The 13,794-nt window shown below is 74.3% G+C and carries 11 protein-coding genes; 3 read left to right on the top strand and 8 right to left on the bottom strand.

The features are described from left to right. The first annotated feature begins 117 nt into the window (after window positions 1-117). The gene (locus tag NF338_RS05805) at window positions 118-333 is read left to right on the top strand and encodes a helix-turn-helix domain-containing protein (RefSeq protein WP_087472469.1); all 216 of its coding nucleotides are present in this window, start codon (window positions 118-120) and stop codon (window positions 331-333) included. An 83-nt stretch (window positions 334-416) separates the two neighbouring features. On the opposite strand, the gene NF338_RS05810 is transcribed toward NF338_RS05805, so the two are convergent. After that, window positions 417-956: a hypothetical protein gene (locus tag NF338_RS05810; RefSeq protein WP_264029913.1), complete on the bottom strand. Its 540-nt coding sequence runs from the start codon at window positions 954-956 to the stop codon at window positions 417-419. A 167-nt stretch (window positions 957-1,123) separates the two neighbouring features. Between NF338_RS05810 and NF338_RS05815 the strand changes: the two genes are divergently transcribed. Further along, entirely contained in the window at window positions 1,124-2,143 is a 1,020-nt protein-coding gene (locus NF338_RS05815) for a LysM peptidoglycan-binding domain-containing protein (protein WP_264029914.1), read from the top strand. A 28-nt stretch (window positions 2,144-2,171) separates the two neighbouring features. Further along, window positions 2,172-2,768 carry an Rv3235 family protein gene (locus NF338_RS05820; protein WP_264029915.1) on the top strand — a complete coding sequence of 199 codons (597 nt, stop codon included), beginning with the start codon at window positions 2,172-2,174 and terminating at the stop codon, window positions 2,766-2,768. Window positions 2,769-2,868: 100 nt separating this feature from the next. Here NF338_RS05820 and secA read toward each other — a convergent pair whose 3' ends face one another. The 7 genes from secA to mtrA form a co-directional block, all read right to left on the bottom strand. Further along, window positions 2,869-5,919, bottom strand: a complete 3,051-nt coding sequence (gene secA / locus NF338_RS05825; RefSeq protein WP_264029916.1) for a preprotein translocase subunit SecA — start codon at window positions 5,917-5,919, stop codon at window positions 2,869-2,871. Window positions 5,920-6,159: 240 nt separating this feature from the next. Beyond that, window positions 6,160-7,392, bottom strand: a complete 1,233-nt coding sequence (locus tag NF338_RS05830) for a winged helix-turn-helix domain-containing protein (RefSeq protein WP_264029917.1) — start codon at window positions 7,390-7,392, stop codon at window positions 6,160-6,162. 152 nt (window positions 7,393-7,544) lie between these two features. After that, complete coding sequence (gene hpf / locus NF338_RS05835; protein WP_087469553.1) at window positions 7,545-8,198, bottom strand: ribosome hibernation-promoting factor, HPF/YfiA family; 654 nt, start codon at window positions 8,196-8,198, stop codon at window positions 7,545-7,547. Window positions 8,199-8,471: 273 nt separating this feature from the next. Then, window positions 8,472-9,239 carry a ComF family protein gene (locus NF338_RS05840; RefSeq protein ID WP_264029919.1) on the bottom strand — a complete coding sequence of 256 codons (768 nt, stop codon included), beginning with the start codon at window positions 9,237-9,239 and terminating at the stop codon, window positions 8,472-8,474. Between the two features lie 138 nt (window positions 9,240-9,377). Then, window positions 9,378-11,138 (bottom strand): LpqB family beta-propeller domain-containing protein, encoded by a 1,761-nt coding sequence (locus NF338_RS05845; RefSeq protein WP_264029920.1) that lies wholly within the window; start codon window positions 11,136-11,138, stop codon window positions 9,378-9,380. Further along, a complete protein-coding gene (gene mtrB / locus NF338_RS05850; protein ID WP_318782974.1) occupies window positions 11,135-12,976 on the bottom strand; it encodes an MtrAB system histidine kinase MtrB in 1,842 nt (613 codons plus the stop codon). Before mtrB ends, NF338_RS05845 begins: the two co-directional genes overlap by 4 nt. Further along, window positions 12,973-13,656: an MtrAB system response regulator MtrA gene (gene mtrA / locus NF338_RS05855; RefSeq protein ID WP_047232133.1), complete on the bottom strand. Its 684-nt coding sequence runs from the start codon at window positions 13,654-13,656 to the stop codon at window positions 12,973-12,975. Before mtrA ends, mtrB begins: the two co-directional genes overlap by 4 nt. Window positions 13,657-13,794: the final 138 nt, after the last annotated feature.

Below are 13,794 nucleotides of genomic sequence, written 5' to 3' on the forward strand. Positions count from 1 at the left end.
CCTCGGTGGTCCGGCACGTCAGCCGTGCCGCGGCTTCATGATCCCCGCTCCGCGCCGCCCGTGGCGGAGCCTGTGGACGAGCGCCGGGTCGCGGCGCGCGCGTGCCAGACTGACGCCATGGCCCAGCGGTTCCTCACCCTCGCCGACGTCACGGACGAGCTCAACATCTCGGCGGCGCAGGCGTACGCGCTCGTCCGCTCCGGGGAGCTCCCCGCGATCCAGGTGGGCGGCCGGGGGCAGTGGCGCGTCGAGGTCAGCGAGCTCGAGGCGTACATCCAGCGGATGTACGCCCAGACGCGCCAACGCATCGAGGCCGGCGACTTCGACGGCTGAGCTCACGTCGCGTCCTCGGGCTCGGCCTGAGACGACCTGGGCGGGCACGGCCGCGAGTCTCGCGCGCTCCCCCTGCACGCTCGTCATCGCGGGACGAACCCCGGTTCCGACTCGCTCACGCACAGGACGGCGGACCAGGGCACGACCCGCGCGCCGTGCCCGGTGCCGGGGGCGACCTCGAGGTCGACGTGGTCCTTGCCGACGCGCGCGACCCAGCCGGGGAACGTCCCCGCGGGGGTCCGCACCTGGACCGGTCGGCGGTCGCGCATGAGCGCGCGCAGGGCGTGGCCGAGACCCAGTCGTGCCGACCGGGCCGAGGGCGCGGGCTGTGCGTGACGGCCGACGCCCTGGACGGTGGCGATCGCCCCGGTCGGGACGAGGTGCTGACGCCGGGCGTCGCCTACGAGCACCCACTCCTCCGCCGCCTCGCGCAGCTCTCCGGTGACGGTCGACCCGTCGCGCAGCTCGAGCGTGACCGTGCCGGGCGTGCCGCGCAGCCGCTCGACGAGCGTGATCGTCGCGTGCTCGGCGCGGGTGAGGTCGGCGACGGCGGCGGCCCGGTCCTGCGACTCCGCGGCGGCGAGCTGTGCCGCGAGGTCGTCGAAGAGGGCGTCCCATCGCACCGGGACACCGTAGCGGTCCCGCGCACCGGCGACCCCCGCTGTGTCCACATCACGAGAAGCCCTCTGGACAGCCGGGTCGGGTCGCGCTTAGATCGACCTGTCGACATCAAACGACATCAAACGACACCAAGGGCCGTCCTCCACGGACGGCCACGCAGGGGGCACCGATGGACCGTCGCACCGCCGTACCCGCACGAGCCGGGGGGATCGCCGTCCTCCTCGCGCTCCTCCTCGTCATGAGCGGCGCCGTGACGGCGCTCTCGCTCCGCGCTGAGCACCTCGCCGGCACCCTCTCCGGCGCCCGCCCGGAGCCCTACGTGGAGCTTCTCGCCGTGGCGCTCGGCGCCGTGGCAGCCACCTGGGTGGGCGTCAGCGCGCTCCTCGGCCTGGGCTGCATCGTCGTGCGTGCCGTGGGCCGCTCGTGGGGAGCCGGAGAACGGCTCGTCCTGCGCGTGGCGCCGGCCGTCGTCCGCCGGGCGGTGCGGGCCGGCGTGGGGCTGACCGTGGGGGCGGGCCTCGTCCTCGCCGGAGGGACCGCGCAGGCCGCCACGACCCCCGACGCCGACCCCGGCGTCGCGGCGGTCGACCTGGGGTGGCAGACCTCGGCGTCCGCCCCCGAGCCGGACGCACCCGCGGAGCCCGCTCCGCACCCGACGGACGCCTCCGTCCCCGCGCCCTCGCACGCCCCCTCCGTGCCGACGTCGGCCGCCGCCCAGCCGGCGCCCGCGGTCACCGTCCCGGTCCCGGAGTCGCCCGACCCCGCGACCACCGCGCCGGCCGCACCGTCGACGTCAACGGGCGCTCCCGACGCTTCGAGTACCGCTCCGACCTCGCCGTCGACCCCCGCCACGGCCTCGGCCCCGGACCGGGCGACGGCCCCGGGCACCGCGCCGACGTCGGGCGCCTCCGCTCCCGCACGTGCACCGCAGGCCCCGAGCGCCGCGGCCGCGCAGCGTGACGCGGCACTCACGGTGGTGCGTGACGCCGCGGCGGACGGGCCGCGCGAGGTCGTCGTCGTGCGCGGCGACTCGCTCTGGTCGATCGCCGCACGCCACCTGCCGGACGGCGCGTCCGACGCGCAGGTCGCCGACGCGGTCCAGCGCTGGTACGCCGCGAACGTCGAGGTCGTCGGCGACGACCCCGACCTCGTCCGCCCCGGCCAGGTGCTCGTCGCACCGAGCTCGTGACGACCGCCCGCCACGAAGGAGCCCGACCATGACCGCTCCCCTGCTGACCGCCGCGGACGTCCAGCCCGCGACCGACGTCGCCACCCCGTCGCACCGTCGCACTGCCCCCGCGTCGCCCGAGCGGCCCGCGCGACCCGCCCGCTCCACGAGCGTGCCCGCCGACCCGCCCGCCCGCCTGGTGCGGTGCGTCGGCGAGCGCCCCGTCCCGACGATGGACCTGACCGACGTCACGACCGCACGGGCACCGCAGCACGTCGTGCGGGGACGCCCCCTCGAACCCCCGACCGCACCGCTCCCGCTCCCGGACCCGACGGCCCTGTGCTGCGCCGTCGTGCGGGCCGCCGTCGAGGTCGTCCGCGGCGAGCGCACCGTGGGCCAGCTCGCCCGGTGGGTGTCGCCCGAGATCTACGAGACGCTCGCCCGGCGGTCGCGTCTCGTCGCCGACGGCCCCCGCCCGACGACGACGCGGCCCGTCGCCGTGCGCCGCGCCCGCGTGCTGCGGATCGGCGACGGCGTCGCGGAGGGCACCGTCGTGGTCGAGGACGGCGACCGCGTCCGGGCCGCTGCGGCGCGGCTCGAGGCGCGCCGCGGCACGTGGCGCGTGGTCGCGCTCGAGATCGGGTGAGCGGACCTCACCCGGCACGACGACGGCGGGGCGCGCCACCAGTGGTGGCACGCCCCGCCGTCGTCGGTCCCGTCACGGCGCAGGCCGGACGGGAGGAGGGTCACTCCTCGTTCTGACCGTGGCAGACCTTGTACTTCTTGCCCGAGCCGCACGGGCACTGGGCGTTGCGCGGCGTCCCGGGGAACGTGCGACCGTCGCTCTCGACGGCGCTCGCCTCGCCGTGCAGCGCCCGGCGCGAGCGTCGACCCGCGTCGCCGGACACGACGGCCTGGCCGGTGCCGTCCTCGCTCGGCGCGCTGTACGACAGCGGGACCTGACGGTCGGGGCCGTCGAGGCCCTTCGCGATGAGCGTGCCGGGGCGATCGCCGCTCGCCGGGCCACCGAACGCCGCCGGTGCCGTGACGGGTGCGGGCTCCTCGACCGGGGCGTCCTCGGTCGCGACCTCCTCGGACGGCGCGTCCTCGGTCGCGTCCTCCGCGGCCGGCGCGTCCTGCGTGGCGGACTGCGCCGCCGCCGCGAGACCCGCGGCCGCGCCCGCCGAGGCCGCACCCGCCGCGCCGCCGAGCGCCTGGCCCGCCGCCGACTGCGCGGCCTGCGCCGCCGCCGCGGCGGAGATCGCCGGGGACTGGGCGGGGTCGGCCGCACCGGGCTCCGCGACCTTGACCTCGAGGTTGAAGAGGTAGCCGACCGTCTCCTCCTTGATGGCCTCCGTCATGGCCTGGAAAAGCTGGAAGCCCTCGCGCTGGTACTCGACGAGCGGGTCGCGCTGCGCCATCGCGCGCAGCCCGATGCCCTCCTTGAGGTAGTCCATCTCGTAGAGGTGCTCGCGCCACTTGCGGTCCAGGACCGAGAGCGTCACGCGTCGCTCGAGCTGGCGCATGTTCGTCGAGCCGAGCTGCTCCTCGCGGTTCTGGTAGGCGATGCGGGCGTCGGAGAGGATCTCCTCGAGGAGCAGGTCCTGGGACAGCCGGGTCTCCCCGCCCGCCTGCTCGACGACCTCCTCCGGCGAGATCGAGATGGGGAAGACGGCCTTGATCGCGGTCCACAGGGCGTCCAGGTCCCAGTGCTCCGGGTTGCCCTCGGCCGTGGCGCCCTCGACGTACGCGGTGACGACGTCGGTGAGGAAGTGCTGCACCTGCTCGTGCAGGTCCTCGCCCTCGAGCACGCGGCGGCGCTCGTCGTAGATGACGGTGCGCTGGCGCGACAGGACGTCGTCGTACTTGAGGACGTTCTTGCGGATCTCGAAGTTGCGCGACTCGACCTGACCCTGCGCGCTCGCGATGCCGCGCGTGACCATCTTCGACTCGAGCGGCACGTCGTCGGGGAACCCGGCGCGGTTCATCATCGACTCGGCGAGGGTCGAGTTGAACAGGCGCATGAGGTCGTCCTGCATCGACAGGTAGAACCGGGACTCGCCCGGGTCGCCCTGACGGCCGGAACGACCACGGAGCTGGTTGTCGATCCGGCGGGACTCGTGGCGCTCGGTGCCGAGCACGTAGAGGCCACCGAGCTCACGGACCTCGTCGTGCTCCGCCGCGACCGCGGCCTTCGCCTTCTCGAGCGCGTCGGGCCAGGCGGCCTCGTACTCCTCCGGGTTCTCCGCGGCGTCGAGGCCGCGCGCCGCGAGGTCCGCGACCGCCATGAACTCGGCGTTGCCGCCGAGCATGATGTCGGTACCGCGACCGGCCATGTTCGTCGCGACCGTGACGGCGCCCTTGCGGCCCGCCAGCGCGACGATCGAGGCCTCGCGCTCGTGCTGCTTCGCGTTGAGGACCTCGTGCGGCACGCCCTGCTTCTTCAGCTTGGACGACAGCAGCTCGGACTTCTCGACGCTCGTCGTGCCGACGAGCACCGGCTGGCCCTGCGCGTGGCGCTCGACGATGTCCGCGACGACCGCGTCGAACTTGCCCTCCTCGTTCTTGTACACGAGGTCGGCCTGGTCGACGCGCTGCATCGGACGGTTCGTCGGGATCGGCACCACGCCGAGCTTGTAGGTGCCCTGGAACTCGGCGGCCTCGGTGTCCGCGGTACCGGTCATGCCCGAGAGCTTGGAGTACAGGCGGAAGTAGTTCTGGAGCGTGATCGTGGCGAGCGTCTGGTTCTCCGCCTTGATCTGCACGCCCTCCTTGGCCTCGATGGCCTGGTGCATGCCCTCGTTGTACCGGCGGCCGGGCAGGATGCGCCCCGTGTGCTCGTCGACGATCATGACCTCGCCGTTCAGCACGACGTAGTCCTTGTCGCGCTTGAAGAGCTCCTTCGCCTTGATGGCGTTGTTGAGGAACCCGATGAGCGGCGTGTTGAGCGACTCGTAGAGGTTGTCGATGCCGAGGTAGTCCTCGACCTTCTCGATGCCCGGCTCGAGCACGCCGACGGTGCGCTTCTTCTCGTCGACCTCGTAGTCGGCCCCCTGGTTCAGGCGCCGCACGACCTTCGCGAACTCGCCGAACCAGCGGTTCGTGTCGCCCGACGCGGGACCCGAGATGATGAGCGGCGTGCGCGCCTCGTCGATGAGGATCGAGTCGACCTCGTCGACGATCGCGAAGTGGTGGCCGCGCTGCACGAGGTCGTCCGTGGACCACGCCATGTTGTCGCGCAGGTAGTCGAAGCCGAACTCGTTGTTCGTGCCGTACGTGATGTCCGCGGCGTACTCCTCGCGGCGCTGGGCGGGCGTCTGGCCGGACAGGATCACGCCCGTCGTGAGGCCGAGGAAGCGGTAGACGCGGCCCATGAGCTCGCTCTGGTACTTCGCCAGGTAGTCGTTGACCGTGACGACGTGCACGCCCTTGCCCTCGAGCGCGTTGAGGTACGCGGCCGTGGTCGCGACGAGCGTCTTGCCCTCACCGGTCTTCATCTCGGCGATGTTGCCGAGGTGCAGCGCCGCACCGCCCATGAGCTGGACGTCGAAGTGCCGCTGGCCGAGCGTGCGACGCGACGCCTCGCGCACCGCGGCGAACGCCTCGGGGAGCAGGTCGTCGAGGGTCTCACCCGCCTCGAGGCGCGCCTTGAAGCGGTCGGTCTCCTCCCGCAGCTCCTCGTCGGTGAGATCCTCGAAGCCCGGCTCGAGCTTGTTGACCTGGTCGGCGAGGCCGGACAGCTTCTTGAGGATCCGGCCCTCGCCGATGCGAAGGACCTTGTCGAGGATCGAAGGCACGCAGGACTCCCGTATCGATCGGTGCCCGGGCCGGGTGGTCCGGGAGCAGCGCCGACGCTCTCCCGCGCGGGCGCGCACGGCAGCGGACGTCGGCAACGTCACACAACATCGTAGGCGAGTCGGAGCGACGTCGGACCCGTCCGGGTTTCGCCGACGACGAACCTCGCCGGCGAGACCCGCGCCAGGGTACGACGACAGGGCGTCCTCCGGCGGTCCCGCCCACCGTCGGGGTGGGCGTCGTCAGGCGGCCGCCACCTCGGCGGCAAGTGCCGGGGCCAGGTCTCCCGACGGCGCGACGTCGACCTCGGGCACCCCCAGCCAGCCCCCGAGCACGCGGAGCTCCGCGGCGAGGCGCGCCGCCGTCCCCTCTCCCGCCGCCTGCTCGTGGTGCGCCGACAGCACGCGCAGGACGCCCGCCCGCCGGTCGGCCTTGAGGTCGACCCGCGCCGTGAGGTCCTCGCCCTCGAGGAACGGCAGCACGTAGTAGCCGTGCACCCGCTTGGGCGCCGGCACGTAGATCTCGATCCGGTAGTGCACGTCGAACAGCCGCTCGAGCCGCGTGCGCTCGAACACGAGCGGGTCGAACGGGTTGAGCAGCGTCGTCGCCGTCGCGCGGCGCGGGAGCGCGGCGTCCGCGTGCAGGTAGGTCGGCTCGTCCCAGCCCCGCACCGTCACCGGCCGCAGCGTCCCGGCCTCGACGAGCTCGTCGAACGCCGTCCGCACCGCGGGACCGCGGAGCCGGAAGTAGTCCTTGAAGCAGCGCAGCGTCCCCACCCCGTGCGCGCGCGCACCGATCTCGAGGAGAGCCCGGACGGCGTCGGCGTCCGTGACGGGCGGCGCCGCGAGGACTGCCGGCGGCAGCACGCGTTCCGTGAGGTCGTAGCAGCGCTCGAACGCGCCGTTGCGGCGCGCGGACGTGATCTCCCCGGTGAAGAACAGGAACTCGAGCGCGCGCTTGGCGACGGTCCAGTTCCAGCCCCACTGGGACCGGTCCCGCGGGTGCGCCCGGCCCTCGGCCTCCAGGATCTCGTGCACCTCGCTCGCGGTGATCGGGCCGCGTTCGGTGACGAGGCGACGCACGTCCTCCACGGCCTCGGAGTGGCTCATCTCGACCGCGCTGATGGTCCCCCACGCCTCGGTCCGGTACCGACGGCGGCGCCACTCCAGCAGCGGCCACGTGCTGGGCGGGACGTACGACGCGACGTGCGCCCACGTCTCCACGAGCCGGCGCGGGGCACGACCTGCCGCGCGGTCCAGCAGCGCGGTGTCGTACGGGCCGAGACGCGCGTACAGCGGCATCAGGTGCGCCCGCGCGAGCACGTTCACCGAGTCGATCTGCAGCAGCCCGAGGCGGTCGATCACCCCCTGGACCTGCCGCATCGTCGGGGCCCGCCCGCCCGTCCCGTCGTACGGACGCTCGCGGTGCAGCCCCTGCGCGGCGAGCGCGACGCGGCGCGCCTGGGACAGGGACATCGACTCGGACCTCGACGGCGTGGCGACCACCCCCCGATCCTGCCCTGCCCCACCCACACGCCCGCCCCTGCCCACCAGGACCGCCTGGTCGGCCGGGCGCGGACAGCACGACGCGCCCGGACCCGAGGAGGGTCCGGGCGCGTCGGTGCGGGTCAGGCGGTCTTCTCGACCGCGGCGTCGGCGCAGTCGCAGGACGTGTCGAGCGCGACGACCCCGTACGTCCAGCCGCGGCGCCGATAGGCGACGGACGGGCGCGAGGTCTCGACGTCGACGAAGAGGAAGAAGTCGTGACCGACCATCTCCATCTCGTACAGCGCGTCGTCCACGGTCATGGGTTCCGCGGAGTGCAGCTTCTGCCGGATGACGACGGGCGAGTCGCCGAGGGTCGTCTCGACGGCCTCCCCGGGCTCGCTGGGCGCGGTCGGCGCCGGCGGCGGGGGTGCGGCGTGCGCTGCCGGGTCGTAGGGGCGCACGTCGACGGGCGGCACGACGGTGTGGTTGCGGTGGTCCTTGCGACGGTCGCGGGCACGGCGCAGGCGCTCGGCGAGCTTGTCCATCGCGAGGTCGAGGGCGCCGAACCGGTCGTCTGCCGCTGCCTCGGCGCGGACGACGGGTCCCTTGGCGCGCACGGTCAGCTCGACGCGTTCGCGGACCCCGGAGAGCCTCGGGTTGTTCTCGTGGGTGACCTCGACGTCCACGCGCTGCGCCGTGGGCGCGAGCTGCTGGACCTTGGCGAGCTTGTCCTCCACGTGCCGGCGGAAGCGGTCTGCCACTTCCGTGTGCCTGCCGACGACGACGATCTCCATGTGAGCCTCCGCGAGGATCTTGTGCGGCGCCCGGCTCGATGCGTCCGAGCGCCTCGTTCGGATTCGGTAGGAGCACCCGTTCCCGGGTGCGGTGGGCTACCACCTCCTTGCGGCGCGAGGCCGCGCGCTCGGTACGCTCGCGCGGCGTCGGACGTGCCCTGCACCTCCGTCGTCCGCGGCGACTGGCCCTCAGACTAACCCGCGGTCCGGGGTGTCGGCAGCACCAACGGGAGGTGAACCGGAGGACCTTCGACCCGCACGCCCCGTCGGGCGTCACCCCGTCCCCTCGGGCGCCCGCCGACGCGTCGACGGCGCGGGTGTCGCGGCCAGCACGAAGGCTCCCAGCACGGGTGTCCCGGCGCCCACGAGGGCGGCCGCGCACGCGGCGAGCGTCGCCCCGGTGGTGAGGACGTCGTCGACGAGGAGGCACGGGATCCCGTCCTGCACGGCCGCGCGCGCCCGGCGTCCGGTCACCGGACCCGCCGCGAGACGGACCGCCCCGAGGCGGGCACCCCGCGCCCGGGAGCCGAGACCGACCTGGTCACGCACCGGTCCCCGTTGCACGAGCAGGGGTGCGGTCCGCGCCGCCGTCCCGGACGCGACGAGGCCTGCGGCGACCGCCCGCGCGAGCACGCTGACGGGGTCGCGTCCGCGCGTCCGGCGCGCGGCGGCCGACGTCGGCGCGGGCACGACCAGGACCGGACCCGGTGGTCCGCTGCGGGTGCCGAGGACCTGTCCCAGCGCGGCGCCCGCTCGTCTCGCGACGGAGCCCAGCGGGCGGTCGAGGTCGGCCCGGCCGCGGTCCTTCCAGGCGACGACCACGCCGCGCACCGGGCCCACGTAGTGCGCCGGGGCCCAGACGGGGAGGGGTGGGACGCCGTCGAGCCGGTCGAGGCGCGGGGCCGCGAGCTCGCGCCGCCGCAGCGGGGCGCCCAGGGGCGCGAGGCAGTCGGGGCACCACCGGACGTCGGGACGGTCGCACCCGGGGCACGCGACCGGCAGCGCGACGCGCGCGACGTCGTCGAGAGCACGGAGGAGCACCGGACCAGCATGCCCGTGAGCGCCGTCCGCGGGCGGGCGCGGGGCGGGACCCGGTGGACGACGGCGGCCCACGGGCCGGACCGGCGAGCGGCGGCCGAGCCTGTGGTCCGGCCTCGACGGCGGCGGTCCGCGCCCCGGTCAGCCCGGGTAGGTGGGCAGGCGCACCTCGGTCGCGACCTTCGTCCAGAGCGTCGAGGTGCCCGCCGCGTAGAGGCTGCTGTCGCTCGTCCCGACGAGGGCCGTGGCGATGCCGGTCGCCGAGGCGAGGGACACGGCGTCCTCGACCGGCGACGCGGCCGCCGTCGGTCCGCCGACGGGCACGCGCTGCACGACAGGCTCGGCCGTACCGGCGGTGCGGCCGAGCACCCCCAGCAGGGCACGGTCCATCCACGTGACCTGGGTGGCGGCGACCACGGGCTGCCCCACGCGGACCGGCTCCGAGAGCTGGGTCGGGCGACCGGCCTCGTCGCGGACGATGCCGGCGACCTGGATCTGCGCCCCGCTCCCGGCGTCGCTCACGACGGCGACCCGCGCGCCGTCCGGTGCCACGCGCACCGACATGATCGTGCGGCCCTCGAGCCAGGGGGCCGCGACGGTGGAGACCGCCGCGTCGGACCCCGCCTCGCGGAGGTCGACGACCTGCAGCGTGCCGTCCTGGACCTGCGGCCCGCTCCACAGGTACTGGAAGCGGTCGATCGTCGGGGCGAGCAGGTTCGACCCGGTGAGCAGCGTCGTCGGACCGGACTCCGCGGTGGGCGCCGTGACGATGCGGCTCGCCCCGTCCCGGACCACGTACGTCGCGTCGACGGACCGCCCGCGGAACGCGAGCGCGGTCGGCTGGAGCCCGGTGAGCGGCGCGGCGGACGCGACGGCCTTGGTCGTGCGGCCCTCCAGGCTCATGATCTGGTCCCCGGCCAGGACGACGGGGTCGTCCGGGGTGGTCGCGACGCCGATGGTCGGGACCTCGTCCGCGGAGAGGGTGGAGCCGCCCACGCCGACCGTGATCTCGACCCGCCCTCCGAGCGAGGCCTGGAGCTGGGCCAGCAGGAGGGCGCGGTCGGCGGACGACGCCTCGGCCACGGGTTCGTTGAGCGGAACGATGACGGCGCCCTCCCCGGGCGGGACCGAGTCGATGCTCAGCGCGGTGCCCTCGGGGGCGACGGTCGACACGGAGCCGGCGAGCCACTCCGCCGGCCCGCGCAACGTCTCGCGCACCGCGAGCGCCTGCCAGTTGCGGCTGGGGAACCAGCGCGCGTCGGGCACGAGGTAGGCGCGGTCGATCGTCGGGAAGTAGAGGTTGACCTGCTTGTACGTCTGCGCGAAGTTCGTCTCCGTGATCGTCAGGCCGTCGTCGACCGTGTCGATGCGCCACTGGTCGTCGTCGTCGCGCACGAGCCCGTAGGAGATCTCGATGGTCTGACCCCGGACCTGCTCGGTGTAGACGCCGTGCTCGTCGACGGTGCCGATCAGCTCCGCGGTCGTGCGGACCGTCGTCGTGCCGTCCTCGAGCGTCGACTCGTCCACGACGAGCTCCGGCTCGCCCGAGAGGATCGCGACCTGGGCGAGGGGGGACCACTCCTCCTGCACCTCGGACGTGAGGAACTCCGAGGCGACGTCGAAGGAGCTCCGCGCACCCTGGGCCTGCGCCGCGAGGAAACCCTGGACGATCTGGGTCGGCGACGCGTCCCGGATCGGGGCCGCGGCGCTGACGAACGGCTGGCCCGGATCCTCCGGGGTGGCCTGCCCCTCCGTGACGGGCCCGGAGGTCGGGATCGACGCGCACGCGCCGAGCGCTGCGACCAGCGCCGTCGCGAGCCCGGCGGCGAGCGCGCGCCCGGCCCGTCGGCGCAGGGTCCGACCACGCGGTGTCGGACCGCGCAGCGTCCCGGTCGTGGTCATCGCGCCTCCTGCACGTCGTCGCTGGTCTGGTGCTCCGTGCTGTCGCCGGGTCCGGGCTCGGCCGCCCGGCCGGGGTGCGCGGCGTGGTCCCGCGGCAGGACGACCGGGATGCCGCCCGTGACCGACGGGATGTCGGCGGGACCCGCCGTCCCCTCGACGTCCTCGACGACCGGCGTCGTGGCGCTCCACTCGGCCGGGAGCCCCCTCCCGACCGCAGCCTCGGCCACGAGCGGCAGCGGCGAGGACTGGAGCCGGATGCCCGCGCGCCGCGGGAGCGTGAGGCGGAAGCTCGCGCCACGTCCGGGACGACCCCACGCCTCGAGCCAGCCGCCGTGCAGGTGCGCGTCCTCGAGCGAGATCGCGAGGCCGAGTCCCGTGCCCCCGGTCGTGCGCGCGCGGGCCGGGTCCGCACGCCAGAAGCGGTCGAACACGTGCTGGACCTCGTCCGAGGTCATGCCGACGCCGTGGTCGCGCACCGCGATCGCGACCGCGTGCCCGTCGCCCTCGACCGTGATCTCGACGGGCCGCTCCTCCGCGTGCTCGATCGCGTTGACGACCAGGTTGCGGACGATGCGCTCGACGCGTCGCGGGTCGATGTCGGCCGTGACGGGCTCGTCCCCGAGGTGGACCGACAGCCACACGCCCTTGCGCTCGGCGAGCGGGGCGGCGTGGTCGACCGCGGCGTTGACGACGTCGCGCAGGTCGCGCCGCTCGGCGTCCAGGACCGCGGCCCCGGCGTCGAACCGGCTGATCTCGAGCAGGTCCGCGAGGAGGTCCTCGAACCGGTCGAGCTGGGCCTGCAGCAGCTCGGTCGAGCGCTTCGAGACGGGGTCGAACTCCTCGCGCGAGGAGTACAGCACCTCGGACGCCATGCGGATCGTCGTCAGCGGCGTCCGCAGCTCGTGGGAGACGTCGGAGACGAACCGGCGCTGGAGCATCGACAGCTCCTCCATGCGCCCGATCTGCTCCTGCAGACCCTGCGCCATCTCGTTGAACGAGTGCGCGAGCGACGCCATCTCGTCGTGGCCCTTGACCGGGAGCCGCTCGTCGAGGCGGCCGTCGGCGAGCCGCTCCGCGACGCTCGCCGCCTGGCGCACGGGGAGCACGGCCTGACGCGTGACGAGCGCGGTGATGCCGACGAGCAGCCCGAGCAGCACGAGCGCGCCGACGAGCAGGACCGACTGCAGGAAGCGCAGCGTCTCCTGGTCCGCCTGCAGGTCGTAGAGGTAGTAGAGCTCCCACGTCCCGGCGACCGGCACCTCGACCGTCGAGCCGACGACGATGCCCGGCACGACCGGCGAGTCCGGGTCCGCCGGGTCGACCGGGATCCCGACGGACTGCAGGTACTGCTCGCCGTCGGCGGCGACCGTCGCCGCCCGCATCTCGGGCGTGACGAGGTCGGCGAGCTGCGGGTTCGTCGACAGGTCGAGGAACCCGACGGTGCTCGACCCCCCGGCCTGCCACAGGAAGACGTCGCGTGAGGAGCCCGTGCTCTGGAGCATGGAGAACAGGTCGAACAGCAACGACTGCGCCTCCGTCGCGTTCGCGGCGGGAGACGCGTCGAGCGTGCTGCGCGCCTGCTGCGTCGACTGCGCGCTCTCCAGGTCGACCTCGGCGGCGCGGCGCTCGTAGAGCCCGTCGCGCATCGCGTCGGTCAGGTAGGCGCCGAGCGCGCCGACCGTGAGCACGCCCACCACGAGCGCGGACGTCACGACACGGAGCTGCATCGACGAGCGCCACCGCCACACGACGCGGCGGACCGTGGCGCGCGCACGGCGTCGCACCCGGCGCCAGAGCCCCCGCCAGCGCCCGTCGGTGGAGCCGGCCGTCGTGCTCACGTGCGGGTCGCGCCCGCCTTGTACCCGACGCCGCGGACGGTCAGCACGATCTCCGGGTTCTCCGGGTCGTGCTCGATCTTCGAGCGCAGGCGCTGCACGTGGACGTTGACGAGGCGCGTGTCCGCGGCGTGCCGGTAGCCCCACACCTTCTCGAGGAGCACCTCGCGCGTGAACACCTGCCAGGGCTTGCGCGCGAGCGCGACGAGGAGGTCGAACTCGAGCGGGGTGAGCGCGACCTGCTCGCCGCCGCGCGAGACGCGGTGGCCGGTGACGTCGATCTCGACGTCACCGATCGACAGGTGCTCCGGGGCCGGCTCCTCCGTACGGCGCAGGCGCGCGCGGATGCGGGCGACCAGCTCCTTGGGCTTGAACGGCTTGGAGATGTAGTCGTCGGCGCCCGACTCGAGGCCGAGCACGACGTCGACCGTGTCGCTCTTCGCGGTGAGCATGATGACGGGAACGCCCGACTCGGCACGGATGAGGCGGCACACCTCGGTGCCGTCCTTGCCCGGGAGCATGAGGTCGAGGAGCACGAGGTCCGGCTGGGTGCTGCGGAACGTCTCGAGCGCGAGGTCGCCGTCGGCGCAGAACACGGGTTCGAAGCCCTCGGAGCGCAGGACGATCCCGATCATCTCGGCCAGAGCGGTGTCGTCGTCGACCACGAGCACACGAACCTTCATGCGGACATCTTGCCATCGACGGGCCGCCGCTCGGCGCGGCCCGGGGACTGCGGCGCGGGTGAACCCGCCCGGCCGACCCGCCGGGCCGGGCCGCCGTCGCGCAGGGCCGCGTACTAGGGTGGCCTCGCCGCCGTCGCC

It is taken from the genome of Cellulosimicrobium sp. SH8 (assembly GCF_025818875.1).
Classification (GTDB): Bacteria; Actinomycetota; Actinomycetes; order Actinomycetales; family Cellulomonadaceae; genus Cellulosimicrobium; species Cellulosimicrobium cellulans_D.